Below are 25,080 nucleotides of genomic sequence, written 5' to 3'. Positions count from 1 at the left end.
AAATATAAAGTTAAGGAGGGCAATAGATGAAAGTGAAAAATAGAAGTATTATTTTTTTCATATGCTTTATTTTAATCTTAAATAACGGACTATTTATATCAAAGGCAGAGGAATTTCATGTAGATGCTAAATCGGCTATTCTAATAGATGCAGGAAGCGGAAAAGTCATTTATGAGAAAAACTCTCATGATAAACTTCCACCTGCTAGCGTAACAAAAATAATGACTATGTTACTTGCAATGGAAGCCATAGATCAAGGAAAAATTTCACTTAAAGATCAAGTGACAATTAGTGAAAGAGCTTCTTCAATGGGAGGAAGTCAGCTTTATTTAGAACCAGGAGAGTCAAAAAGTGTAGATCAGCTATTAAAAGGAATTGCAGTAGCTTCTGCAAATGATGCTTGTATAGGACTGGCTGAATATATCAGTGGAACAGAAGAGACTTTTGTTCAGAAAATGAATAAAAGAGCAAAAGAATTAGGAATGAATGATACACAATTTATGAATACAAATGGATTGCCTCAAGAAGGGCACTATACAAGTGCTTATGATATTTCTATTATGTCAAGGGAATTGTTAAAATATCCTAAAATACATGAGTATTTGACTATTTGGATGTCTACTATGAAAGTAGGTTTACCAAACAAAAAAGAAACAAATCTTCAACTCACAAATACTAATAAATTAATTAGAACATATCCAGGGGCTAATGGAATCAAAACAGGCTTTACATCTGATGCAAAATATTGTTTATCAGGTTCTGCTACTAAAAATGGATTAACCTTAATTGCTGTAGTGCTTGGATGTGAAACTTCATCTATACGATTTGAAGAAGCTAAGAAACTTTTAAACTATGGATTTGCTTCTTATAGTAGTGTATCCATAGCTAAAAAAAATCAGATTATGGATGAAGTAAAGGTCGAGAAAGGAAATAAAGAAAAAGTAATGGTTATGACAAAAGAGTCAGTCAATACGTTAGTGAAAAAAGGAGAAGAAAATAAGGTGCAAAAAGAAATTATAGTACCTAAAAGTATAAAAGCTCCTGTGAAAAAAAATCAGAAAATTGGAGAAATCATTCTTACGAAAGATGGAACTGAAATAGGTAGAGTAGATTTAGTTGCAAAAGAAGAAATCAAACCAGCTTCTTTTAGAAATATATTTAAAAAGATTCTATTAAAAACTGTACAATAATAAAAAATTGTTATATTCCTAAGAAAAAAGTAGTTACATAAATTTATGTAATTACTTTTTTCTTTTGTCCCTATACTTGTGATATAATAATGTAGAAATTCCCGTAAAGCAGGTGAAAGCATGTCTTATAATATAAAATTAAAAGAATTTGAAGGACCTTTTGATTTATTATTTCATTTAATTGAAAAGGCAAAAGTAGATATTTATAATATTCCTATTGCTAAGATTACAGAGCAATATATGGACTATATAGAAAATATGAAAAAATTTGATTTAGAAATTGCCAGTGAATTTTTAGTTATGGCTGCTACATTAATAGAAATAAAATCTAAGATGCTTCTTCCAAATGAAGAAGAAAGCCAGATTGCAATGGATATAGAGGAAGAAGATCCTCGTAAAGAATTAGTAAAAAGATTGATTGAATATAAAAAATATAAATATGTGGCTACAGAATTCAAAAATAGAGAGGAATTGCATACTAAAATTTTTTATAAAGATCCAGAACAATTTGATGAATATATTCAGACAGATTCAAAAGAAATAGAGAATATGGATATGAAAGACTTAATAGATGCTTTTGAAAAGTTATTGAAAAAAAGAAAAAAATTATCACAAGACAATATAAATTTTCATTCTATTCAAAGGGATGAATATAGCTTAGAAGATAAGATAGAGTCTATTAAAGAGATCATTACACTTGAACATAGTGTAGAATTTGAAGATCTATTTCATGCTCCTTGGAGTAAAAGTGAAATGGTAGTAACTTTTTTAGCGCTATTAGAACTTATAAAATTAAAATTTATTTTGGTACAACAAGATAGAGTATTTGGAAGGATTATGATTCAAAGAAAAGTGATAAATGAGGTGCATTAAAATGGAAGAAAAAGAAGTAAAATCAATTATAGAAGCTATGTTATTTGTATGGGGAGAGCCACTTCCTATTAAAAATATATCAGATACATTAGATTTATCCCAAGAATATGTAAGAAAATGTTTGATAGATTTGAAAAAAACATATGAAGAAGAAAATAGAGGGATTCAGATCATAGAAGTGAATAACAATTTTCAATTATGTACAAATAGTGAACATTTTGATTATATTCAAAAACTTTGTACTCCTTCGCAAAGTAAAGGACTCACTCAAGCTGCATTAGAGGTTTTAGCGATCATTGCATATAATCAACCTATCACAAGACCAGAAATAGAAGGAATTCGTGGAGTAAAAAGTGATAAAGCCATCAATACCCTATTAGAAAAAGACTTAATAGAAGAAGGTGGAAGATTAGAAAAAACAGGAAGACCTATTCTTTATAAAACTACAGATATATTTTTAAAAGCCTTTGGATTTAATCATTTAAATGATTTACCAAAACTTGAGGAATTTGAAGGGTTAAATATGACAGATTTATCTGATGAATAATACTTTGAATAGTGAACCTCCAATCATTTTTATGATTGGAGGTTTTTTATGTGTATTTTTTATAATTTATGGAAAAAATAGACGATAAGTGGAGAGGTGGTGCTTCAAAATTTATGTACTAATCATTATATTAATAATTTTATTTATAATTTCTTTTATTCCTATAGTTTTGGAAGCCAAAGTTTTAAAGGACAATGAAAATGATAAAATTATATTGAATTTTAAAACGTTTTTTGGATTGTTTAGATACAATATGGAGATTCCTTTTTTGGATGTGGATATGAAAAAGAATGTGAAACCTTTTTTAAAAGTAAGAAAAGAAACCAATGAAGATATGAGAGTATCACAAGAGGAAAAATCAATTTTAACCATAGAAGAGATGAAAAAAATTCACAGAAAAATAAAATATTTGAATCGTTTGTATAATCATGTCATTGAATATTTGCGTACAAAAATTGTAATGGATGATTTTTTTTTGAAAATTGAATTTGGAATAGGAGATGCAGCAGTCACTGGAATCATATCAGGATTTTTTTGGATGATAGAAGGGCAAATTTTTACATTTATAAAAGAGAATATAAATTGTAAAGAAATGAATATAAAAGTATGTCCTAATTTTAATCAACAAATTTTTAAAATGAACCTTAATTGCATAATAAGTATGAAAATAGGCTATATTATTATTGCGACTATAAAGATTTTATATACATTTTTGATAAAAAGGCGGTGAAAAGATGGGTAGTCATCCTATAGAAGCATTAATGAAAACTACAATGGAAAGTTTAAAAGACATGGTAGATGTCAATACCATTGTAGGAGATCCAGTGGAGTCTCCAGATGGTACAGTGATTATTCCCATATCTAGAGTATCTTTTGGTTTTGCATCTGGAGGTGGGGAATATACTAAAAATAATTCTTCACAAGGAAATAATTCGGATGAGGAAGATAATAAAAAATTACCTTTTGCTGGAGGAACTGGAGCAGGAGTTTCTGTTCAACCAGTAGCTTTTATGGTAGTAGGAAATGGAGAAATGAAATTATTACCAGTTGATCAAAATGCAAATATGGTAGATAATGTGATCAATTTTATTCCTAAATTATTAGATAAAGTCCAAGGAATGTCTAGCAAAAAAAGTAAAAGTAAAATACAAAAAAATACACAAGAAGAGGATACAGAAGAATAAGGAGTGGAAATTTCAACTCCTTATTTTATTCTATAGGAATTTATATAAATGAATAAATTGTAGATAATTTCAGAAAGTTAAAATTTCTAGTAATTTTAAGCAACGGAAATTCCGAATGAAATGAAAGAATTTCGTTGGCGCTATGAGCAATTTCGAAAGGAATATGCAAATTTTTTTATCATAAAAATGAATGATTTTTTTATGATCTGAAAATAATAGACATAGGCAAGAAAATAAATGGAGTGATGAGTTTGAGAAAAAAGATATCAATATACTTCCTAGTAGTAATAATGATATTCCAATTTACTACTTTAACCTTTGCAAAAGAGATGTTTCCAAATTCTGCAAGTAGTGCTATAGTAATGGATGTAAAAAGTGGTAGAGTTCTTTATCAGAAAAACATATATGCAAAAAAACCTATGGCAAGCACTACTAAAATTATGACTGCTCTTTTAGGAATAGAAAAAGTAAAGCTAGATCAAAAAGTAAAAATTTCTAAGAAAGCAGTAGGGGTGGAAGGCTCATCTATTTATTTAGGTTATGATGAAAGAGTAAAAATGAAAGATTTACTTTATGGCTTAATGCTTCGCTCTGGAAATGATGCAGCTACTGCAATTGCCATAGAGGTAGCAGGTTCTGTAGAGAAATTTGCAGAGTTGATGAATCAAAAGGCTAAAGAAATTGGTGCAAAGAATACAAATTTTGTGAATCCTCATGGGTTACATGATGAGAATCATTATACTACAGCTTATGATTTAGCTTTAATTAGTAGAGAAGCTTTAAGAAATAAACATTTTAAAGAAATTGTAAAAACAAAACTTTGGATAGCAGATCGAGAAGGATATAAACATTTTTATAATAAAAACAAAACCCTTAGCCAATACAAAGGTGGAGATGGAGTAAAAACTGGATATACGAGGGCAGCAGGAAGATGTCTTGTGACTTCAGCCACAAGAGGTGGTATGCAGCTTGTATGTGTAGTTTTAAATGATTACAATTGGTTTGAAGATTCATATAGTTTATTAGACGAGGCATTTGATCATTATGAACCATTTCGTATGATCAAAAAAGATGGTGTGGTTAAAACCATATCTATAGAAAATGGGAAAAAGAAAAATACAAAAATTGTAGGAAAAGAAGAGGTTATATTACCCCTGACAAAAGAAGAACAAAATCAAACTATGATGATTTTAAAAGTAAATGAAAAAGTAAAAGCTCCAATAAAAAGAGGGCAAAAAATAGGAAAAGCAAAAATTTATCTAAAACATCAACTTATTTATACTACAGATTTAGTATGTAGAGAAGATATAGAATGTAAAACTATAAAAGATAAAATCATAGATTATTTTTCAAATAGTAACCAATTTTAAAGAAAAAAAATACCCTATTATATAGGGCGTTTTTTTTATCCTTAAAATTGGGGGGAGTAAATTTGAGCGATAAAGATCACATATGTGTAGATATGGGAAGTGAATATTGCCCATGTTACCTAGCGGAAATGAAAGAGTGTATCATGTGTAATCATTTACAAGGAAAAGAGCTATGCGATTGCAATTGGCAGGGGATATGTATCTATCAAGAATTTTATTGGAATGGTCAAAAAAGAAAAGATATTAGAAAAACGGTAGAAGGAAAGATTATTGAGAAAAAAGTAATAAAAGATGAATATATTCTTTTTAAAGTAAAAGTGGATGTAGAGTTAGCCTTAAAATTAAAGCATCCGGGGTCCTATATTTTTATTAGACATATAGAAAAACCATATTTTTTTGATACACCTATGTCTATTATGGATGTAGATGAGAAGAATGGAGAAATACAATTTGTAGTACAAATTTTAGGACCTAAGACGAAGGATATTTTGTCTTGCGAAGAAAAAATATTGGTAAGAGGCCCTTATTGGAATGGCGTAATAGGGATGAAAAAATTAAAAGAAACAAAGGAGAAAAAAGTTTTATTCATTGGAAAAGGAGTAGGATTAGCACCTTCTATTCTTGCTATCAAACATCTTCTTAAAAATAAAAATCATATTACCTTTGTCATGGATCCTGGAAAAATAGGAGTGGATTTTATAAAAGAGTATATGAAAGAATTTAAAATAGACCCTATAGAAATTTCTCTAAGAAATCAAAAAGGAGTGGATCTATTAACATCTTTATTAAAAGAAAATTATGATTTAATTTATAGTTCGGGATCTGATAAACTTCATAATATAGTGAAAGATGAAATTGAAGATACGTCAAAGCTTGTTTTTACAAACAATTCATCTATGTGTTGTGGAGAAGGAATTTGTGGTGCTTGTACTTGTAAAACAAAGAGCGGACAATTGGTGAGAATGTGTAAAATGCAAGTAAAAGCTGAAGAAATTTTAGAGGAGGGAAAATAAATGGCAAAGGTAGTAATCATTGGGGGAGGATGGGCAGGTGTAGCAGCAGCTATAACTGCAAAGAAAGCAGGAGCAGATGTAACAATACTTGAGAGAATGGATATTTTGCTAGGACTTGGAAATGTAGGGGGAATCATGAGAAACAATGGTAGATATACGGCAGCAGAAGAAAATATATTATTAGGGGCCAAAGAATTATTTGAAGTGACTGATCAAGCTTCAAGACATGTAAATATTGAATTTCCTGGTCATAAACATGCAAATCTTTATGATGTTTGTAAAGTTGAACCTATGGTAAGAAAGTTGCTTCAAGAAATGGGTATTGATCTACAATTTAAGTCAAGAGTTGTAGATGTAGAAGTAAAAGATCAAAGAATTGCATCCATTGTTTTGCAAGATGAAAGGAAAATAAAAGCAGATGTATATATTGAAACAACAGGTTCTACAGGACCTATGGGAAATTGCCTGAAATATGGAAATGGATGTTCTATGTGTATATTAAGATGTCCTTCCTTTGGTCCTAGAGTAAGTATTACGAGTAAAGCAGGAATCAAAGATGACATAGGAAAAAGAAAAGATGGAACTTATGGAGCATTTAGTGGATCATGTAAATTAAATAAAGATTCTTTAAGTGAAGAAATAGTGCAAAAGCTAAATGATACAGGGGTAGTACTTCTTCCTGTTCCAAAAGAAGAAATCAACATGAAAAAATTAGATATGAAGGTTTGTCAGCAATATGCACTCAAAGAGTTTGCAGAAAATATTGTTTTATTAGATACGGGTCATGCAAAGCTTATGGCACCTTTTTATCCACTAGAAAAGCTAAGAAAATTTAAAGGGTTAGAAAATGCAAGATATGAAGATCCTTATTCAGGAGGAGTAGGAAATTCTATAAGATATTTATCTATTGCACCAAGAAATAATAAAATGCAAGTAAATGGACTTAAAAACCTATTTTGTGCAGGAGAAAAATCAGGATTATTTGTAGGTCATACAGAAGCTATTGTTACAGGAAGTTTAGCAGGACACAATAGTGTAAGACTGATAAAAGGTATATCACTTTTAGAACTGCCTCGTAGCATTGCCATAGGAGATTTGATTTCTTATGAAAGCGAACAAAGAAAGACAGAAGAAGGATTAAGAACAAGATATACCTTTGCAGGAGCAGATTATTTTCAAAGAATGAAAGAATTAGATCTTTATACGACAGACATAGAAAAAATTAAAAAGAGAATTGAAAAAATGAATTTACTCAATATTTATGAAGAAAATCTTATATAAACTATATATAATTTTATAAAAAGTTGCTATTAAGCAACTTTTTATTTATGAAATACATATAGATTTTTTTATTTTTTAAGCAATAATATCTTTTATAAGTTTATACTTGACATAAATTTTTAGCGGAATATAGTTACTTTTTCATCTTCATCAGATATAGATATTCTTTCAATATATGAATCATCTTCATCTCTATCCTTATAATAATTAATGAAAAGATAAATACTTTTTCCATTGAATAAGTCATATTTTAGTTTTTTATACAGATTCATTATTTCCTCTTTTTCTTTTAAAAGTTCTTTATCTGAGTAATTTTTTATGTTCTTATATTTTTTTATGGTTATAGTTATAACTTTAAACACATCATCACCATTGTCTAGAGCACTCATAAAATCTGGAATATCTTCTCTTTTAAAATCATAGTCCAAATAAATATGAAATTTATCTTCAAGTAAAGCTCTTTCTTCATAATAGGAATTTGTAAAATTACACCCATTTGTCACTAAAATATTCTCTGTACATTCTTCTAAGTTATTTTCTATGAACTTAGTTACAGATTTTTTTATATCATCCTCCCAATATTGAACGATTTTAGGATATATGATTTCTTTATAAAATATTTTTTCATACTTTCCTTCTCTTAATTGCATGATTTCATCAGTATAAATATCTGATGTTGATTTGATTTTACTTATCTTATCTTCATATTCTATACAAAAGTTTAGAGTTGTATTATTATGATTATATATATTTAATGTTTTATCAATATCATTATATAATTGTATAATATCATCTTCTTCATCCACCATATGATCTAAATCTATTTTTTTTTCACCATATATAGTTATATCAAGTGTAGATAAACTATTTTTTTTACAACTTTCATGTTTATTCAGATATTCACTAAATTTAGGTAAATGATATATATCTATTCCTTTTTTTATATTTATATTATGATACTTTTTTAAATCTGAAGCAAAATGCTTAAAGGCAAATGGTTTAATGGTAAAGTGATATGTGTCAAAATATTGTTTTAATTGATCATTAAGCAAGCATTTTAATTCTGCTTTCCAACTTTGTTCTATGATCTCGAATAAGGTCTCTTCATCAAAATTACTAGATACCATGCCTTGAGTTACAATGAATGTCATACTTTTATTATCTTTAGGGCTTATATTAAAAGCCCATTCATTAACTGTCCACCAAGCACCTGTAGGAGTATATCCAGTATTTTCTATTGAATTCACAATAAACTCTTGACCAGTTTTCTTTTTTAAAAATACCAATAATTCATCTGTCTTAGGTTCATTATTGCATGCGGTACAAATAAATACTATGATAAAACAGATAATTATTAAACATATTTTTTTCAACAAATCACCCTCTATCATTCAAATATTTTATGTAGATTTTAGCATCTTAGCATATAATATATAGACTAAAGAAAAATTTATCTCATAGGACTTTAAAAAATCTTCCCAATTTGTAGATTTAAATTTTATATAGAATAATCTAATATGCTACTTCTTTAAAAATCATACCATATGATAAAAGAGTATCAAGAAAATAACTTGTATTTTAGTTCTAAATTCCTATATTTTACAAATTAATTTTAGTCAAATTTAACTATTCGTGAACTGTTAAAATAGAAAAAGTATTTTTGCAATGCTGTTGTGAAATTTTAACTCATATAAGCAATAATGGTAGCAATAAGTAAAATTATTCCAAATACAATATATATAATTCGCCATGTCTCTATTTTAACAAAAAATAAAGTATGTTTTCGTTTTAATATAACTTGTTCTCCAGTTTCTTGATCAATATATGTTTTTTGTGGCTTATTATTCAAAGATTTACCTAATTTGATACATATAAGTCCTGCTGATCCAAAACAAATTATTATACCAAAAAGATCTAATAATAAATTACTCAAAACATTAGTTGAAAAAAATAAAGATGCCATCCTTTCATTTTTTAATTTTTACGTATTGCCATTTCAAAATATTTTCTGAATCAAATTTTAGTTTAGAATAAAAGGGGGAGGATATTATGAAGATCCTTATAAATACAAAGAGATTAAATATTTGCTTGGCACAAAAGGAGAATATTCCTACAATTATTGAACTAGAGAACCATCCAGAAAATAAAGAATTTATTTGGCAAGGTACATACGAAGAACATTTAAATGAAATCAATAATAAGGAAGCTTTATTGTTGACTTTTAGAGAAAAAAAAGGCAATAATATTGTAGGATATGCTTTATGTAGAATAGATTGTAGATCAGATGTTTTTGAATTAAGAAGAATTGCAATTTCTAAAAAAAGATGTGGTTATGGGAAAGAAGCTCTTTTAGGAATTATGAAATATAGTTTTGAAAATTTAAATACGAATAGATTTTGGTTAGATGTATATCCACATCATAAAGTGGGAATTCATCTATATGAAAGTATTGGAATGCATTTAGATGGAGAGTTACGGCAAGCCTACAAAGATGAAAGAGGATATTTAAATCAAATGATTTTTTCTATGTTAAGAGAAGAATATTTTGAAAAGGAAAAAAATGATTCATATGAGAATGAGTAAATTGTATGAAAGAGTAAATTTTTTATATATTCAAAAGAATTTACTCTTTTTCTAAATGTAGTTAGATAGATCTAATTACATTTTTTATTATACTCTCATATAAAAAATAATCTATCTTAAGAACGTTCTATAAGTTTATTTTTAAAAGTCTTTGTATCTTAGTGGTTTTAATGATTATAGGATAAAATATGTATGATTATTTGCAATATTGTGATAGTAATTCGGCTTATTGTGTCTATTTTTTGTGATAAAATGATAGTATTAGAGAAGAGGTGAATTTTATGAATCAATCTATTATAGAATACTTCCATACAGCACCAGAACAGCTACATTTTGTTTTTAGGCCAGAGTACTCTCGAGAGCATGATCAATTCTATAAAATGATTTCAGAATATGGTGATGGTAATTTTCGTATTATTAATTTCAACAATACGTTTTTAATTTTAATTGCTAATTATACGCCAAAGGAATCCTTTGAAAAGGTTTCAACCATTTATCAAGATTATTTTGAAATTAGTCAATTTGAAACAGATGCAAGTTCTTTTAAAGTGGGTGGCCGAAAAACAAAGAATGTGGAGCAAGGAATTTGTTGCTACGTGAATACAAATAAAACTGTACATGCATATTGTGAAGGAGGAAAGCTTACTAAATTTACAAAGATTATTATTACAAAGGATTATTTTGATTCTTTTTTAAAAGAGCGATACGGAGATCATTATGAGAGCTTTAAGGATGCTATGAAGTACGTATCAAAAAATCCAATTTCACCTGAACTAAATTTTGTGTTTCAACAAATTAGAGATTGTCAAGCAGTTGGTGCTTCACAACATATTTATCTTGAAAGCAAAGTTTTAGAGGTTCTGTCTCTTGTTACACATGATCTACACCAGTCTATGAAAAAAACAAGATTATCTGTTAAACTAGATAAAAAAGACAAAAGATTATTAAATAAGGTAATCACTTTTATGAAAAAAGATTTATCTGAGTATCCATCCATAAAAAAATTATCATCCATTGCAAATATGAGTGAAACGAGATTTCAAATGGCATTTAAGCAAGTTTATGGAACTACTGTTTATCAATATTTAAAAGAAATGCGTATGAATCATGCTTTGTTACTTCTTCAAAATTCTGATGATAGTGTTCAAATGATTGCTCAAAAGGTTGGATATACCAATGCAGGCCATTTTGCAGGCATTTTTAAAGAAACTTATGGGATCACACCAAAGAAATATAGAAATATTCATTATATAGAATGAAATATATCATAAAATCAAAGGATACATAAAATGGATTCATTTATGAACTATTTTTTTTCAAAAAAATACTTGTAATGAAATGAAAAATTTGGTAAATTGGAATAATAGTACTTTAATAAGGAGGAAATTTTATGAGAAGAGCAAATCCAGCATTAAAAAATGGATTTAACAAGAATTATGGGGTTATTGAAGGAAGAGTGATGACTTTAGGGGGTACAGTAAACAAGACATTCATGTTGCTAAGTTTAGCCATGGTTACGGCAGTATTTACTTGGATAACATTTTATAAGGGCAATATGTCTTTAGTGAGTTCTTTAATGACGATTGGTTGTTTTGGAAGTTTGATTGTAGGAGTAATTACTGTATTTAAGCCGAATATTGCTATGATTACGGCTCCTATGTATGCTTTATTAGAAGGGTTGGCTTTAGGAGGAATTTCTGCTTACTTTGAATTAAGTTATGAAGGAATAGTTATTCAAGCAATCATGATTACTATGGCAGTGTTACTATCGTTACTTATATTGTATAAGTCAAGAATCATTAAGCCTACTGAAAATTTTAAACTTGGAGTTTGTGCTGCTACAATGGGAATTGGATTGGTGTATCTAATAAGTATGATTATGAGATTTTTTGGATCAGAAATTTATTTTATACATGAAAGTGGATTAATAGGAATTCTGTTTAGTGTGTTTGTGGTAATCATTGCATCATTAAATTTAGTTTTAGACTTTGATTTTATTGAAAATGGAGTAGATAGAGGATATCCTGATTATATGGAATGGTATGGAGCATATGGATTAATGGTTACTCTAGTTTGGTTATATCTAGAAATTCTAAGATTATTAGCGAAACTAAATGATAGAGATTAGTAAAAAGAGAGGATCTTTCATTAGATTTCTCTCTTTGTTATTATATGCTATCATTATGTAAATACAAATTATAAATTTTTAATAAAAAGGTGATGTTGATGAAAACGATATTATGTTATGGAGATTCAAATACTTGGGGGTATAATCCAAAGACAAAGACAAGATATGAAAAAAATATGATATGGACTTCTATTTTAAAAATAAGATTAGGAGATGAATATGAAGTTATTTCTGAAGGACTGAATGGAAGAACTACAGTTTGGGATGATCCTATTGAAGGAGAATATAGAAATGGAAAAAATTATCTTTTTCCTTGTATTCATACTCATAAGCCTATTGATTTGGTAGTTTTATTTTTAGGAAGTAATGATTTAAAGCATAGATTCTCTTTACAGGCAGTAGATGTGGCAAAAGGGGTTGAAACGTTAGTAAAGATTATAAAAGGGAGTGATACAGGTCCTAATATGAAGCCTCCAGAAGTACTAGTGATTATTCCTCCACCACTAGAGGAAGAGGCAGAAAACATAGGTATTATGTGTGGGGCATTAGAAAAGAGTTTACAATTTTCACGAGAATTTCAAAATGTTCTTCAAGGACAGTGTTATTTGTTAGATGCTTCTAAGATTATTAGATCTAGTAAAATTGATGGACTACACTTAGATCCTGAGGCACATGAAAAATTAGGAGTATTTATTTCAGACTATATAAGAAGTATTTTCTAAATAAAGATTAACGTTTCAAAACAATGAATCGTATCATAAATAGGAAATGAGCTAAACAATATACGATAAATTAAATGGAGTATAAAAATGAGAAGAAATAGATTGATTTATGGATTATTAATTATATTTACAATTATATTAGGAGTAGCTTCAAGAAAATATACAAGCTATCTACCAGTATCTATAGCACCATTTGTAGGAGATAGTTTGTGGGCATTGATGGTATTTTTTATGATGGGATATATATTTAAGGACAAAAGTACATACACCATTGCTACATATGCCCTTATCTTTTCTTATTTAATAGAAATAAGCCAGTTATATCATGCACCATGGATTGATCATATTAGAAGTATTAAGCTATTTAGTTTGATTTTAGGACATGGATTTTTGTGGAGTGATTTAGTATGCTATGGAATTGGGATTATAATAGGTGTGACTCTTGAAAAAATATACAAGTAAAATTTTATGTAAATTTGCAGGAAATATAAATATGAATTTGAGAGGCTTTTTTATGTATTATAAAAAAGCCTCTTTTAAGTTTATAAGTATGATCCCAAAATATCATTTCATCCTACTTGTGAACTTAATATCTTTATTCACTTTTTCAATATCAAAATTTGTATATCCTTGACTTTTTGCCCATACGAGCATTTCATCATGTTGTGGATGTTTTTTATTGGCTATTATGTGAAGAAATTCTTCATATCCGTACTCTCCACCTACATCTTCTGGTGGAGTATTCCCTTCACCTTTAATACATACAGAATAATTTTTATCATAGTCATTGATCATTTTCTCAACTTCTATATAGTGCTGCCAACTATCTCCAAAATCATAAAGGTATTTTATTTGAGAGGGAAGATATTCTGATAGTTTTACTTTGGTTTCAAGTTTCATAGGTGTGTCATTTTCATAATCAAAGGCTTCTTCATCACATACTAGATTAATAATTGGTTTATAATTTTTGTTAGAATATGCAGAGTGATTAGGAGATAAAGTTGGATCTAATATTTTATGATCATAAATATAAAATTCATGTAGATGATAGTTTTTCCATCCAAAAGAAGCTTGTATTATATGATGTAGTTTTTTAAAGGTAATATTTATTGGAACTATTATTTTCCTCCATACAATATGTTTTTCAAGTGCTAGCGTTATTTTTAGCTGTGCAGCTGTACAGCCAAAAACTGATTGTCCTGAAAAAATTTCAAGATCTTTGCACATTTCTTCACTTGGGATGATATAGTCATTGTTTCCATTTCCAACAAAATATTGGCTTAGCTTTATACTTATAGTACTTTTATAAATAGATTGATCCTCTAATAAATCATCTGTATACCATAACAGTTCACAAGCCTTGTTCATTCTTGCAACCATAGAGCGATTTTTTGTTTTTGTATAGGTGATTTTTTTACAATGATGAATATATTCTTCTATAATCTCATCTTTAATACATTCTTTTTGAAAAGTTTCACGAATAGCTTGTATAATATGTTCATCTAAATTTTTAAAATCTTTTGCTTTTAAACCATGTAAAACTATAATATATCTATTTTTATCATTTACAAGTACTATCGTTTTTCTACGATTGATAGTTAACAAATTGGCATGCCAAGAAAAAAGAAGATTTTCTTCTTCTGGTATCATTAGGTCTATATTTAATTGTTCTATTAATTTTTTTGTACATTGAATTAGCATGATTCAATACTCCTACCTCAAATTATATTTTTTAAAAATTTCTAACGATATTTTTAACTTTATTATAATCTATGTGGATTATAAATTTCCACTATTTTTGAGATAATAAATTTCTATAATTTGATATTGTATAAAAATGTCGAAAATTATATGGAGGAATTTGGAATGTTTTGTAAAAATATATTATAAAGACTTTGATATGAGCTGTATTTTTAAAATATAGGATTTGTAGTGGAATCTTGTTAAATTATGAAGTAGAGGAAAGTAATGTTTATAATGGAAAACTCGTACAGCAAATATAATACTTAAATTAAAAATAAGCAATATGGTGAATATTTCAGATTATGTATGATATAGATTGGGGGAGATTATGTGAAAAAAGATTCAATTAATCCAGACTTTAAAACATCGAGATTTTATGGGATGCAGTCGTTAACAAAAGAAGAAATACTTACTAAACTTAGAGATGAGTACTTTTTATCAAGAACATTTAAGAGATATGGTATTATTGACTGCAGAAAGTATCCTTTTATTACAAAAGTAACTTTTAGTCCAGAGGAAAAGAATTGTGTTGAAGGAATTAAGAACGAAGAAGAACGGTTACAGGCTAAACAAAATTTAAAAATCGTAGAAGATTATTTTAACAATTTAGTAGAAGATAGTGATAAACCCCTAAAAGTTGAGTTTGCAGCAAGAAATGACAATGAGTGTGCACTATATAATCCTGATAGATTTACTTATGATGAATTGCAGATAAAACTTAGAAAAATATTCGATTAGTTAGAATATATACGTATTGATTAAAATATTACAGAACTTAAGATAAAAAGGGTGATTTTGTGGATAAGAAGGTATTATGGACGACTTCATACGAGGATATCATTGAATCAATATCAAATATTTGTGATTGTAGTGAACAAAATATAAATAACTATTTGAAATACTATGAACCATTCAACAATATCTTTGTAGGAGATATTCAACTAAATAATTTTTTAAAAATAATAGGTGTTAAGTTTAACAATAATACTGAATTATTTGAAATGATAAAATTTGATAAATGTGTTATATCCCATCTTACCACGAGAACAAAATTACCAAATAAATCAAATATATATTGCCTTACGGAGGTTTTGTCTAAAACTACAGATCTGAGTAAATTTTTAGCGTGTAAAGGAATCAATTTTAAAGAGACATCACAAGGCCTAATTACTTTCTTCAATAATAAAATAGTAGACTGGAACAGTTTTGATGGTTCATATGCTTACCGTATAAAAAAGAGATTAAAGGCACGAGGAGAATATATTGATAATTGTATAAATGGTTTTTTATTTAATCATTTATTTTGGGAAGATAGTAATGTAGAACATATTAGAGATTGTCCTGAAATTGTTTCTGACATATGCTACGTGCTTAACAGACAAGATATTTTAAATGAATGGAGAAAAATATCAACATTATATGCATTGGGTTTTTTAGTTGATATCAAAGATATTATTTTTGATGAACATGCTAAACTTAAGACTACTAAATCTAAAATATATTTAACTTACAAGTATGTAATATACTATCTAGTGCAAGTGTATCATAATGTGTGGAATACTAGATTTAATAATCCAATTATACGTTTAAAAGATAATCAATCTGTTATTAAAGAAAATATCATTGGGTTTTATGAGATAAAAGCATAATTTATGTGAATATATTCACTAAGGTAATAATCTGAAACTAGTTGTATGAAGTGTTTAAAATTAGAAGTGTGTACAGTTCTAAAGTATAGGATTTTTGTTTAACAATAAAATACGTTGTTTTTATGGTTTTAGGAGGTTTCAGATGGAAGAAAATGAAAAATTAGATGATTTGGAAGAAAAAATACTATCATATATAGTTTCAAAAGATAAATTTATTGGAGAAATTGAAGTATCTTTAGCAGAACTTGCAGTTGCATTAGAGAATACTAGAGCTTCAATTTCATATCATATTAAAAAACTTGCAGATAAAAAGTTTTTGTTAATTAAAAATAATGGAAGAACAAAAACATATATTATTACCAGTATTGCTAAAGATTATATTGAATCTAATGAAGTAGAAGAATTTCCTGAAGATGATATTAAGGCTTTGTCATATCAAGATGCTCTAAGTGCTAAGAAATCTATAGAAAAAATAAATCTTATAAAAAAGGAAATGGAACAAATTAAATTAAGTATTGAACAAGATAGAAAAAATTCAAAAGATGACATTGAGGAAATTAAAACTGAAATGTATGGAAAATTACAATCATTCTATGGGCGTATTGGAGAAATATTGACTTTGATAATTACAGCTATAGCAATGATAGTTTTTAATATTCAATTGATTGAAAACGTCAAAATTGATTTTTACAATCCGCTTTTAGCAATGCAAACAATTTTAGCAATTGATTTACCGTATCTTATTTTATTTGTAATATTTATTACAATGTTTCACTTTATTATTGGAAAAGATTTTTCGAATACAGAAGTAGAATTTAAAACTATTATTAAAGGCGTGTTTCTAAGAACTATTCCAATGCTTTTGATTATAATTGTTTGTTTTTTAATTTTATTAGCGTAAGAGAGGAGAGTTGATATGGTGAATTTACATCAATATGCAATTCAAATTGAGCAAAGAGTTAGACGGCTTATAGGACCAGGTACTGAGAGATTTGCATTGGGTGGCATTGTTAATTCCGACTTTATTGAATATGGTGGAATTGTAACAGCAATTGTGGCTGGCTTATCTACGTATTATCATGATAAAAATATTGAATTAATTGATGCATTCCTTGAAAATATTATTGAGTATAATGGCGTCAATTTTAGAGACATAGGAGAGGAAACTGTCAAAAATATAAATGATCAGTTTAGAGAATTGGCAAATAAAATTGAAAGAAATAGATAGACATTTAGTAATGAATATTTAAAGCAACTTGAATTAAATTCATCTTATATGAAATACATTTTAGATATGAACTAAGATTATTTTCAAAGTGGAGTATATGTATGAATCTATAAAGTGTGTATTTCAAAAACTAATTGGAGTTGAGGAAACATGTATTTGGATTGCTTTGATAAACAAACTGCGTTAGAAACAATAATTGATCTAGAAAAAACGTTAATTGAAAAATTTATTGTATTTCAATACCGGACAATAGAGCAAGAAGAACGAACTAATTTTTTTATTAGTTTGATATTTTAGATTTTTATTCTTATTTAGACACTGTAAATATTAAGTTGGATTATGATTTAATTATTTCAAGATTTGAGGGGATATATTTTTATCATTTAGCTGCAATAAAAGACAAGCTTTCTTACAAAAAAGGATTTTTGAATTTAGTAGATATTTTTAGAGAGAAAAATTGTATTAAGTCTTATTTACAAAAGTTTGACATTAAACTTAGCGAGTGTGAAGGAAACTTGATAATTACTCATAATGATATTCCAGTAGATTGTAATGAAAATTCACTATTAAGAAGCAGAATCAATGGTGATCATTGTATTAATGGTTTTCTTTATAATGATAGAATACATCTTAACATAAATGTACAACATTTAAATAGATGTCCTGAGATAATTAAAAAAATATCAGAAATTGTGAGAAAACCAAAGATTGCTCTGTTCTGGTCAAGTAAAATTGTAACATTATGTGCTAGTTTTGATTTCCATACCTAGCTTCGAAGGGTGTCCTTCCTTGATTATGCGAATGTGGTCTTGAAAAATTATACCATTCATAAACATAGTCATTAACAGCTTCATTGAGAAGCTGATCAGTATCAAAACGATATTGTTTAATAAGTTCATTTTTAAATGTATTATAAAATCGTTCCATAACTGCATTATCATAAGGACAACCAGCTTTGCTCATGCTTTGTGTGACACCCTTAGATTCACAGAATTTTACGAATTCTTTTGAAGCAAACTGCGCTCCTTGATCACTATGCAAAATTAAATTATTTTTGATTAGGTTATTTTTTAATGCTATTTTCAACGTATCTATAGCTAAATTTGAATCAATCCATTTACTGTTCAACGTTGCAACTACACTTCTGTCATACAGATCTATGATGCTACAATTATAACGTTTCTGACCATTGCTTAATGTAAGATAGGTAAAATCAGTACACCACTTTTCATTTCGCTTGGAAGCAGTAACATCTTGATTTAAGAGATTTTTAAAAGTTTTATGAATACTTCCTTTTATATATTTTTGTTTCTTTTTCATAATTATAGCTTTTAAATTTAGCTCTTTCCTATACTTATAAATCGTGGGATAACTGCATGATACATTACTTAATTTAAGTAAATCTGCTATCATGCGATAACCTACAGTACCATTTTTACTATGATAAATTGTCTCAATTAATTCTTTTAATTGAGCTTTGTGTTTAAAATATTTTTGTTTTCTCTTTTTAAGATAATTGTAATAGGCATTAGGGGATAATTTAAATTTGGATAATAGCCATCGTAAACCGAATTCATTGCAGTATTTTTTTATGAATTCATAAATTTTTAATCGATTTCTTTCGCGAAGAATGCAGCCGCCTTTTTTAGAAAACGATTCTCCTTTTCAAGTTCTTCCAGCTGTTTACGCAGCTTTTGAATTTCAATATAAGAATCTGTTTCTTCTTTTAAATCAGTATTTGTCTTGCATTCTTCACGGTGCTTGTTTAACCAATATCTCAATGTACCATTCCCTAAATTATATTCTTCAGTTAAGCTTTTTACAGTCCGACCTTCTTCAAGATAAAGACGTAATACTTTCTTTTGTAATTCTGGGTCATATTTTTTATTCGCCATTTTGCAACTCCTTTTCTATGTTTGAATTATAACATCAAACTAGCGTTAGGTGTTACAACTTTAGTATAGCAGGACACTCATTGTTGGGAACAGAATAGTAAACCATATATTATTAAAACATATGTTAATTTGAATGAAATTGATGATAGTACCTTTGAGGGAGGATATGATTTTAAGTGTACAAAAAGTAGAATTGAGTATTTTATTTTAAAAATTTTAAATTTTATTATGTTTCGCCAGTTTGATAATGTTGTTCTGAATGATAACCCAATGGTATTTTTAGTTGATGGAATATCCTTACCTTCAGATAGAATAGTAAAAATGATAGATTTAACATGTTAATACAACTTCCCATTATCCATATACTTACTATATCTACCATAGAGATTCAGAGAATATACAAACATTAATTTGAGAGGCTTTTTATGTATTATAAAAAAGCCTCTTTTGTGGTATTCTTAATATAAGAAAAGTATCTATAGGAGAGTGATTATGATGTGTAGAATCAATCCTAAAGTAGATTTGGCATTTAAAAAATTATTTGGTAGTGAAGAAAATAAAGATCTATTGATTTCATTTATCAATTCAATATTGATAGATGAACAAATTGAGGATATAACTATAAAAAATCCATACAATGTATCTAATTATATTAATGGAAAAATGTCTATATTAGATATCAAAGCTGTAGATGAAAAAGGAAAGTGGTATGATATAGAAATTCAAGTAGCTCCTCAAAGCTTTTATGATAAAAGAGCATTGTATTATTGGGCAAAGGTATATACAGACCAATTGTTAGAAAAAGGAAGATATGGAGCGCTCAATAAAACAATAGGAATCAATATATTAGATTTTGATTACTTAGAGGGAAAAGAATATCATAATATGTATAAGCTTTTAAACCTACGAACAGGAAAAGAATTTTCAGATTTACTAGAATTACACTTTATTGAACTCAAAAAATTTGATAAAGAATTAAAAGATTTAAAAACAGGATTAGATAGATGGGTTACATTTTTAAATCATGCTTATGAATATAGTAAAAATAAAATTCCTAAAGAATTAGAACAAGATTCAAGTATTAAAAAAGCTATAGAAGTATTAGATGTAATGTATCTAGATGAAGATGAAAGAAGCTTGTATGAAAATAATCTAAAAGCATTTATAGATAAACAGGAAGAACTAGATACAGCAAGGCAAGAAGGAGAATATATAAAAGCAATAGAAATAGCAAAAAATTTATTAGATGTTTTGGATATAGATACTATATCAATTAAAACTGGCTTAACAAAAGAAGAAATATTAAAACTAAAAAATTAAAATAGTTATATGTATTTATAAGCATTAGGTAGATCTTAAGTTGTTTTATCTAAAAATTATATTGACAGATTTACAAAACTTATATATAATCATATTCAATAAATTTAAAATAAAATATCAATTGAATACTCTTATCAAGAGAAGTGGAGGGAACGGGCCCATTGAAGCTTCAGCAACCAGCATTATGCTAGGTGCTAAATCCTGCAGAACGTTGTTCTGAAAGATGAGAAAAGGTGTATATTATGCTCATAGAGCGATATTAGGTAAAGACCTCTTCATCTTAGAAGAGGTTTTTTTGTTTATAAATTTAATTTTATTATGAGGAGGAGTTTTTATGTACATAAAAGATATTTTTACAAAGAAAAAACCAGTTATTTCGTTTGAAATATTTCCACCAAAACCATCGGCTTCGATTCAAACCATCTATAATACAATTGATGCTTTGGCACCTCTACGACCTGATTATATTAGTGTGACTTATGGAGCAGGGGGAAGTACAAGTAAAAAAACTGTTGAAATTGCATCTATGATCAAAAATACATATGATATAGAAGCTTTGGCACATCTTACTGGTATTACATCTAATAAAAAAGAAATTAATAATATATTAGAAGAATTAAATGAAAATAATATTGAAAATGTATTGGCTCTAAGAGGAGATTTGCCACAAGATCCTGAATTTAAATTGTCAGAAGAACTAGATTTTAAATATGCTTCTGATTTGATAAAACATATCAAGATCAATCAAAAATTTTGCATAGGAGGAGCTTGCTATCCAGAAGGACATATGGATACAACAAAAGAAAAAGATTTGTTCAATCTAGGTAAAAAAGTAGATGCTGGAGTGGATTTTCTTATTTCTCAATTGTTTTTAGATAATCATTTTTTCTACGAATTTAAAGAAAAAACTATAAAAAGAAATATCGATATTCCTATACAAGCTGGGATTATGCCAGTGATTAATAAAAATCAGATTCGTCGTATTATATCTTTGTGTGGTGCGTATATTCCTAAAAAGTTTTTAAAAGTTATAGACAAATATGAAAACAATCCTGAAGCATTAAAGGATGCAGGTATTGCCTATGCTACAGATCAAATTATAGATTTATTATCTTCAGGAGTAGATGGCATACATATTTATACTATGAATAATCCGGAAGTAGCAAAAAGAATTGTATCAAACATTAGCTCTATTATATATGCTCTCAATAAAAAGCATGCAGTGTAAGGGAGATGAACGAAATTGTATATTCATAAAGATGAAGTACTACGGTATTTAGGATATAGGCATCAAAATATAGATGAAAATTTAGATAGATTGATTGATACATGTATAGAGGAAACAAAACAATGTGTACAATGTAAATATGTAATAAAAGTTTTTGATATAGAAAAAGGTGATGAACATATTGAAATATTAGGGAGTAGGCTTATCTTTAAAGGAAAAGATATTATAAATCATCTAGAGGATTCAAGTACTTGTGCCATTATGGCTGTAACTCTTGGGAATCATATAGAAAATAAAATCAAATTATATGAAAAAACAAATTTAACAAAAGCTGTTATTTTAGATGCTTGTGCCACTACAGCTGTAGAAAGTCTTTGCGATGAGGTACAAAAGGAAATAAAAAAGCAAGCAAATAGCAGAAATTTAGGAATTACCCATAGATATAGTCCAGGGTATGGAGACTTTTCGATAGATATACAGCCTATGATTTTAGATACCTTAGAAGCATATAAAAAAATTGGTCTTACTTGTACGAAAGAAAAGATTTTAATTCCTAGAAAATCTGTAACAGCTATTATTGGCTTTAAAGACAATAATATTACCACAAAGCACTCAAGTTGTAAGGAATGTAGTAAATATAGAGATTGTACATTTAAAAGAGAGGAGAATTTTTGTGGCAATTAAAGATCTACTAAAAACAACAAGATTATTTTTTGACGGTGCTATGGGTACACAATTGCAAAAAAGAGGACTATGTGCAGGAGATATACCTGAAATTTATAATTTTACTCATTCAGAGATTATTACAGAAATTCATAAAAAATATCTTCAAGCAGGTGCAGATATCATAACAACCAACACCTTTGGAGCTAATGAACTAAAGCTTGAAAAAACTGGATATACAGTAGAGGATGTGATTACAAAAGCAGTAAGTGTAGCAAAGGATTCTATAAAAGATGTGAAAGATAAGTATATTGCATTAGATATAGGTCCTATTGGTCAGCTATTGACACCTATCGGAACACTAAGCTTTGATAGGGCATATGAGATTTTTAAAAGACAAGTAAAGGCAGGGGCCAAAGCAGGATGTGACTTGATTTTGATTGAAACCTTATCTGATATTTATGAAGCAAAGGCTGCTGTTCTTGCTGCAAAGGAAAATAGTGATTTACCTATATTTTGTACTATGACTTATGATGATACAGGAAGAACATTTACTGGAACGGATCCTCTTACAATGGTTATGGTCCTCGAGGGATTAGGGGTAGATGCTTTAGGAGTAAACTGTTCTTTTGGACCAAAGGAAATATTGCCTATTGTTGAAGAAATTGTAAAATATACATCTATTCCAATTATGGTACAGCCTAATGCAGGGCTTCCAAAAGTAGATAGAGATAAAACTGTATATGATATTGATCCTTGTGAATTTGCTTTTTATGCAAAAAAAATTGCAGAAAACGGAGTAAATATTATAGGTGGATGTTGTGGTACGGATGAACTTTTTATCAAAGCTATGATAGAAGTAGTAAAGCCTGTTCCTTTTGTCATACCAGATAAAAAGCATATAACAGCAGTTTGTTCTGCTAATCAGACAGTTGTATTAGGAAATGAAGTAAAGATTATAGGGGAGAGAATAAATCCTACAGGAAATAAAAAGTTAAAAGAAGCATTAAGAAATCATCATATGGATTATGTATTAAATGAAGCTATTCTTCAAATGGAAGCAGGTGCAGACGTATTAGATGTAAATGTGGGACTTCCAGAAATTGATGAACAAAAAACAATGACTCATTTAATTAAAGAGATACAATCTATTATTCATATTCCTCTTCAAATAGATAGTACAAATAAGGAAGTAATAGAAGCTGCTGCTAGAATCTATAATGGAAAACCCATTATCAATTCAGTAAATGGAAAAGAACAGGTCATGAAGGAAATATTTCCTATTGTCAAAAAATATGGAGCTTGTGTCATTGGTCTCACGCTAGACGAAGAAGGAATTCCCAAAAAGGCAGAAGAGAGAGTAAAAATTGCACAAAAAATTATTCGTACCGCTCAAGATTATGGAATACCTAAAGAAAATATTATGATTGATTGTTTGGTACTAACAGCGAGTGCACAACAATCTGAAGTGATGGAAACCATTAAAGCTGTAGGGATGGTCAAAGAAAAATACAATGTAAAGACTTCTTTAGGGGTAAGTAATGTATCCTTTGGATTACCAGATAGACAGTTACTCAATCAAACCTTTTTAGCTATGGGACTGACACAGGGGCTAGATGCACCTATTCTAAATCCTTTGGACCAAGGGATGATCAATACCATCCATGCATTTAAAGTACTTTCTAACCAAGATAAGGAAGCAAAAAAATATATACAAGAATATGAAAGTAGAAAAAGTGAAAAAAGAATAATAGAAAAAGCTCATGTTCATGACAAAGATCTAAAAGATATTATTATTCAAGGATTAAAAGATGAGGCAACAAAAGAAGTTACAAAACTTTTAGAAACGATAGAGCCTTTAAAAATTGTAGATGAGTATTTAATTCCTGCATTAGATATGGTAGGAAAGAAATTTGAAAAGGGAGATATATTTTTACCACAACTCATTCAATCGGCAGAAACGGTGAAAAATGCTTTTGGAGTGATTAAAGACAAAATGCTCCAAGATGGAAATTGTAAAATTTCAAAAGGAAAAATTATATTGGCTACAGTAAAAGGAGACATCCATGATATAGGGAAAAATATTGTAAAAACAATTCTTGAAAATTATGGATTTGAGGTCTTGGATTTAGGAAAAGACGTTCCTGTTGAAAATATTGTAAAGACTGCAAAAGAACAAAAAATAAAACTTGTAGGGTTAAGTGCTCTTATGACTACAACAGTAAAAAGTATGGAGGAGACAATTATAGCATTAAGAGAAAATAGGATAGATTGTAAAATATTTGTAGGGGGAGCTGTGCTTAACCAAGAATATGCAGATATGATTCAAGCTGATTATTATGCCAAGGATGCACAAGTAGCAGTAGAAATTGCTAAAACCGTATTAGGAAGTTCATCAATAGATAAATAAAGAAGTAAAATCATCTCATAATCTTATTTTTATGAGATGATTTTACTAATAGA

The 25,080-nt window shown here is 28.2% G+C and carries 27 protein-coding genes and 1 riboswitch; of the genes, 23 read left to right on the top strand and 4 right to left on the bottom strand.

Translation table 11 applies throughout. The annotated features are described in order from the left end of the window. Positions 1-26: 26 nt before the first annotated feature. The 8 genes from BN2409_RS14720 to BN2409_RS14685 all read left to right on the top strand — a co-directional run bounded on the left by BN2409_RS14720 (position 27) and on the right by BN2409_RS14685 (position 7,458). The gene (locus BN2409_RS14720; protein ID WP_053957365.1) at positions 27-1,190 is read left to right on the top strand and encodes a D-alanyl-D-alanine carboxypeptidase family protein; all 1,164 of its coding nucleotides are present in this window, start codon (positions 27-29) and stop codon (positions 1,188-1,190) included. Positions 1,191-1,310: 120 nt separating this feature from the next. Next, the gene (locus BN2409_RS14715) at positions 1,311-2,063 is read left to right on the top strand and encodes a segregation/condensation protein A (RefSeq protein WP_053957364.1); all 753 of its coding nucleotides are present in this window, start codon (positions 1,311-1,313) and stop codon (positions 2,061-2,063) included. 1 nt (position 2,064) lies between these two features. After that, positions 2,065-2,610 (top strand): SMC-Scp complex subunit ScpB, encoded by a 546-nt coding sequence (gene scpB / locus BN2409_RS14710; protein ID WP_053957363.1) that lies wholly within the window; start codon positions 2,065-2,067, stop codon positions 2,608-2,610. A gap of 214 nt (positions 2,611-2,824) precedes the next feature. Further along, on the top strand, positions 2,825-3,340 hold the full coding sequence (locus BN2409_RS14705) for a DUF2953 domain-containing protein (protein ID WP_207642570.1): 516 nt from the start codon (positions 2,825-2,827) through the stop codon (positions 3,338-3,340). Positions 3,341-3,344: 4 nt separating this feature from the next. Beyond that, positions 3,345-3,794 (top strand): GerW family sporulation protein, encoded by a 450-nt coding sequence (ytfJ, locus tag BN2409_RS14700; RefSeq protein WP_053957361.1) that lies wholly within the window; start codon positions 3,345-3,347, stop codon positions 3,792-3,794. A gap of 290 nt (positions 3,795-4,084) precedes the next feature. Continuing rightward, positions 4,085-5,164 (top strand): D-alanyl-D-alanine carboxypeptidase family protein, encoded by a 1,080-nt coding sequence (locus BN2409_RS14695; RefSeq protein ID WP_242847972.1) that lies wholly within the window; start codon positions 4,085-4,087, stop codon positions 5,162-5,164. A gap of 62 nt (positions 5,165-5,226) precedes the next feature. Further along, positions 5,227-6,177 (top strand): sulfide/dihydroorotate dehydrogenase-like FAD/NAD-binding protein, encoded by a 951-nt coding sequence (locus BN2409_RS14690; RefSeq protein ID WP_199873053.1) that lies wholly within the window; start codon positions 5,227-5,229, stop codon positions 6,175-6,177. Next, positions 6,178-7,458, top strand: coding sequence for an FAD-dependent oxidoreductase (locus BN2409_RS14685; protein WP_053957359.1), 1,281 nt, complete (start codon positions 6,178-6,180; stop codon positions 7,456-7,458). A gap of 119 nt (positions 7,459-7,577) precedes the next feature. Here the strand turns inward: BN2409_RS14685 and BN2409_RS14680 are convergent, their stop codons facing one another. Together BN2409_RS14680 and BN2409_RS14675 are read right to left on the bottom strand one after the other, a co-directional pair. Next, the gene (locus BN2409_RS14680; RefSeq protein ID WP_053957358.1) at positions 7,578-8,831 is read right to left on the bottom strand and encodes a hypothetical protein; all 1,254 of its coding nucleotides are present in this window, start codon (positions 8,829-8,831) and stop codon (positions 7,578-7,580) included. 308 nt (positions 8,832-9,139) lie between these two features. Next, on the bottom strand, positions 9,140-9,391 hold the full coding sequence (locus tag BN2409_RS14675; RefSeq protein WP_053957357.1) for a hypothetical protein: 252 nt from the start codon (positions 9,389-9,391) through the stop codon (positions 9,140-9,142). A 116-nt stretch (positions 9,392-9,507) separates the two neighbouring features. Here BN2409_RS14675 and BN2409_RS14670 point away from each other — a divergent pair, with 116 nt between their 5' ends. The 5 genes from BN2409_RS14670 to BN2409_RS14650 all read left to right on the top strand — a co-directional run bounded on the left by BN2409_RS14670 (position 9,508) and on the right by BN2409_RS14650 (position 13,353). After that, positions 9,508-10,041 (top strand): GNAT family N-acetyltransferase, encoded by a 534-nt coding sequence (locus BN2409_RS14670; protein ID WP_053957356.1) that lies wholly within the window; start codon positions 9,508-9,510, stop codon positions 10,039-10,041. 281 nt (positions 10,042-10,322) lie between these two features. Further along, positions 10,323-11,300: an AraC family transcriptional regulator gene (locus BN2409_RS14665; protein ID WP_053957355.1), complete on the top strand. Its 978-nt coding sequence runs from the start codon at positions 10,323-10,325 to the stop codon at positions 11,298-11,300. Between the two features lie 131 nt (positions 11,301-11,431). Beyond that, on the top strand, positions 11,432-12,169 hold the full coding sequence (locus BN2409_RS14660) for a Bax inhibitor-1/YccA family protein (protein WP_053957354.1): 738 nt from the start codon (positions 11,432-11,434) through the stop codon (positions 12,167-12,169). A 98-nt stretch (positions 12,170-12,267) separates the two neighbouring features. Then, complete coding sequence (locus tag BN2409_RS14655; RefSeq protein WP_053957353.1) at positions 12,268-12,891, top strand: SGNH/GDSL hydrolase family protein; 624 nt, start codon at positions 12,268-12,270, stop codon at positions 12,889-12,891. Positions 12,892-12,978: 87 nt separating this feature from the next. Then, positions 12,979-13,353: a ribosomal maturation YjgA family protein gene (locus tag BN2409_RS14650; protein ID WP_053957352.1), complete on the top strand. Its 375-nt coding sequence runs from the start codon at positions 12,979-12,981 to the stop codon at positions 13,351-13,353. Between the two features lie 102 nt (positions 13,354-13,455). Here the strand turns inward: BN2409_RS14650 and BN2409_RS14645 are convergent, their stop codons facing one another. Beyond that, entirely contained in the window at positions 13,456-14,592 is a 1,137-nt protein-coding gene (locus tag BN2409_RS14645) for a plasmid pRiA4b ORF-3 family protein (protein ID WP_053957351.1), read from the bottom strand. Between the two features lie 372 nt (positions 14,593-14,964). Here BN2409_RS14645 and BN2409_RS14640 point away from each other — a divergent pair, with 372 nt between their 5' ends. The 5 genes from BN2409_RS14640 to BN2409_RS14620 all read left to right on the top strand — a co-directional run bounded on the left by BN2409_RS14640 (position 14,965) and on the right by BN2409_RS14620 (position 18,281). Beyond that, positions 14,965-15,372 (top strand): hypothetical protein, encoded by a 408-nt coding sequence (locus BN2409_RS14640; RefSeq protein WP_053957350.1) that lies wholly within the window; start codon positions 14,965-14,967, stop codon positions 15,370-15,372. Between the two features lie 59 nt (positions 15,373-15,431). Beyond that, positions 15,432-16,283: a hypothetical protein gene (locus BN2409_RS14635; RefSeq protein WP_053957349.1), complete on the top strand. Its 852-nt coding sequence runs from the start codon at positions 15,432-15,434 to the stop codon at positions 16,281-16,283. 142 nt (positions 16,284-16,425) lie between these two features. Beyond that, positions 16,426-17,184: a helix-turn-helix domain-containing protein gene (locus tag BN2409_RS14630; RefSeq protein WP_053957348.1), complete on the top strand. Its 759-nt coding sequence runs from the start codon at positions 16,426-16,428 to the stop codon at positions 17,182-17,184. A gap of 15 nt (positions 17,185-17,199) precedes the next feature. Further along, on the top strand, positions 17,200-17,511 hold the full coding sequence (locus tag BN2409_RS14625) for a hypothetical protein (RefSeq protein ID WP_053957347.1): 312 nt from the start codon (positions 17,200-17,202) through the stop codon (positions 17,509-17,511). 332 nt (positions 17,512-17,843) lie between these two features. Continuing rightward, positions 17,844-18,281, top strand: coding sequence for a hypothetical protein (locus BN2409_RS14620; protein WP_053957346.1), 438 nt, complete (start codon positions 17,844-17,846; stop codon positions 18,279-18,281). On the opposite strand, the gene BN2409_RS16995 is transcribed toward BN2409_RS14620, so the two are convergent. After that, a protein-coding gene (locus BN2409_RS16995; protein ID WP_110943159.1) for an IS3 family transposase occupies positions 18,259-19,406 on the bottom strand; the annotation gives its coding sequence in 2 pieces (ribosomal slippage) (positions 18,259-19,145 and positions 19,145-19,406; 1,149 coding nt in all). The genes BN2409_RS14620 and BN2409_RS16995 overlap by 23 nt on opposite strands. 129 nt (positions 19,407-19,535) lie before the next feature. Here BN2409_RS16995 and BN2409_RS17360 point away from each other — a divergent pair. The 5 genes from BN2409_RS17360 (at position 19,536) to BN2409_RS14590 (ending at position 25,027) form a co-directional block, all read left to right on the top strand. Continuing rightward, positions 19,536-19,748 carry a hypothetical protein gene (locus tag BN2409_RS17360; RefSeq protein ID WP_199873052.1) on the top strand — a complete coding sequence of 71 codons (213 nt, stop codon included), beginning with the start codon at positions 19,536-19,538 and terminating at the stop codon, positions 19,746-19,748. A gap of 150 nt (positions 19,749-19,898) precedes the next feature. After that, a complete protein-coding gene (locus tag BN2409_RS14605) occupies positions 19,899-20,726 on the top strand; it encodes an Rpn family recombination-promoting nuclease/putative transposase (RefSeq protein WP_330375476.1) in 828 nt (275 codons plus the stop codon). Positions 20,727-20,854: 128 nt separating this feature from the next. Then, positions 20,855-20,956: riboswitch (SAM riboswitch) on the top strand. 104 nt (positions 20,957-21,060) lie between these two features. Continuing rightward, entirely contained in the window at positions 21,061-21,954 is an 894-nt protein-coding gene (metF, locus tag BN2409_RS14600; protein WP_053957344.1) for a methylenetetrahydrofolate reductase [NAD(P)H], read from the top strand. Positions 21,955-21,969: 15 nt separating this feature from the next. Further along, positions 21,970-22,638 carry a vitamin B12 dependent-methionine synthase activation domain-containing protein gene (locus BN2409_RS14595; RefSeq protein WP_053957343.1) on the top strand — a complete coding sequence of 223 codons (669 nt, stop codon included), beginning with the start codon at positions 21,970-21,972 and terminating at the stop codon, positions 22,636-22,638. Then, positions 22,628-25,027, top strand: coding sequence for a homocysteine S-methyltransferase family protein (locus tag BN2409_RS14590; RefSeq protein ID WP_053957342.1), 2,400 nt, complete (start codon positions 22,628-22,630; stop codon positions 25,025-25,027). Before BN2409_RS14595 ends, BN2409_RS14590 begins: the two co-directional genes overlap by 11 nt. Positions 25,028-25,080: the final 53 nt, after the last annotated feature.

Origin of the sequence: Inediibacterium massiliense (assembly GCF_001282725.1) — a bacterium.
Lineage (GTDB): Bacteria > Bacillota > Clostridia > Peptostreptococcales > Thermotaleaceae > Anaerophilus > Anaerophilus massiliensis.
Note: the sequence above shows the minus strand (reverse complement) of the source record. Positions and strands in the feature narration are given on the sequence as shown.

Coding starts and splice junctions, on each gene's coding strand:
- BN2409_RS14715 (WP_053957364.1), top strand. CDS start 1,311: ATGTCTTATAATATAAAATTAAAAGAATTTGAAGGACCTTTTGATTTA.
- BN2409_RS14685 (WP_053957359.1), top strand. CDS start 6,178: ATGGCAAAGGTAGTAATCATTGGGGGAGGATGGGCAGGTGTAGCAGCA.
- BN2409_RS14630 (WP_053957348.1), top strand. CDS start 16,426: ATGGAAGAAAATGAAAAATTAGATGATTTGGAAGAAAAAATACTATCA.
- BN2409_RS14670 (WP_053957356.1), top strand. CDS start 9,508: ATGAAGATCCTTATAAATACAAAGAGATTAAATATTTGCTTGGCACAA.
- scpB (WP_053957363.1), top strand. CDS start 2,065: ATGGAAGAAAAAGAAGTAAAATCAATTATAGAAGCTATGTTATTTGTA.
- BN2409_RS14605 (WP_330375476.1), top strand. CDS start 19,899: ATGATGTGTAGAATCAATCCTAAAGTAGATTTGGCATTTAAAAAATTA.
- ytfJ (WP_053957361.1), top strand. CDS start 3,345: ATGGGTAGTCATCCTATAGAAGCATTAATGAAAACTACAATGGAAAGT.
- BN2409_RS14655 (WP_053957353.1), top strand. CDS start 12,268: ATGAAAACGATATTATGTTATGGAGATTCAAATACTTGGGGGTATAAT.
- BN2409_RS14650 (WP_053957352.1), top strand. CDS start 12,979: ATGAGAAGAAATAGATTGATTTATGGATTATTAATTATATTTACAATT.
- BN2409_RS14695 (WP_242847972.1), top strand. CDS start 4,085: ATGATATTCCAATTTACTACTTTAACCTTTGCAAAAGAGATGTTTCCA.
- BN2409_RS14625 (WP_053957347.1), top strand. CDS start 17,200: ATGGTGAATTTACATCAATATGCAATTCAAATTGAGCAAAGAGTTAGA.
- metF (WP_053957344.1), top strand. CDS start 21,061: ATGTACATAAAAGATATTTTTACAAAGAAAAAACCAGTTATTTCGTTT.
- BN2409_RS14720 (WP_053957365.1), top strand. CDS start 27: ATGAAAGTGAAAAATAGAAGTATTATTTTTTTCATATGCTTTATTTTA.
- BN2409_RS14660 (WP_053957354.1), top strand. CDS start 11,432: ATGAGAAGAGCAAATCCAGCATTAAAAAATGGATTTAACAAGAATTAT.
- BN2409_RS14665 (WP_053957355.1), top strand. CDS start 10,323: ATGAATCAATCTATTATAGAATACTTCCATACAGCACCAGAACAGCTA.
- BN2409_RS14645 (WP_053957351.1), bottom strand. CDS start 14,592: ATGCTAATTCAATGTACAAAAAAATTAATAGAACAATTAAATATAGAC.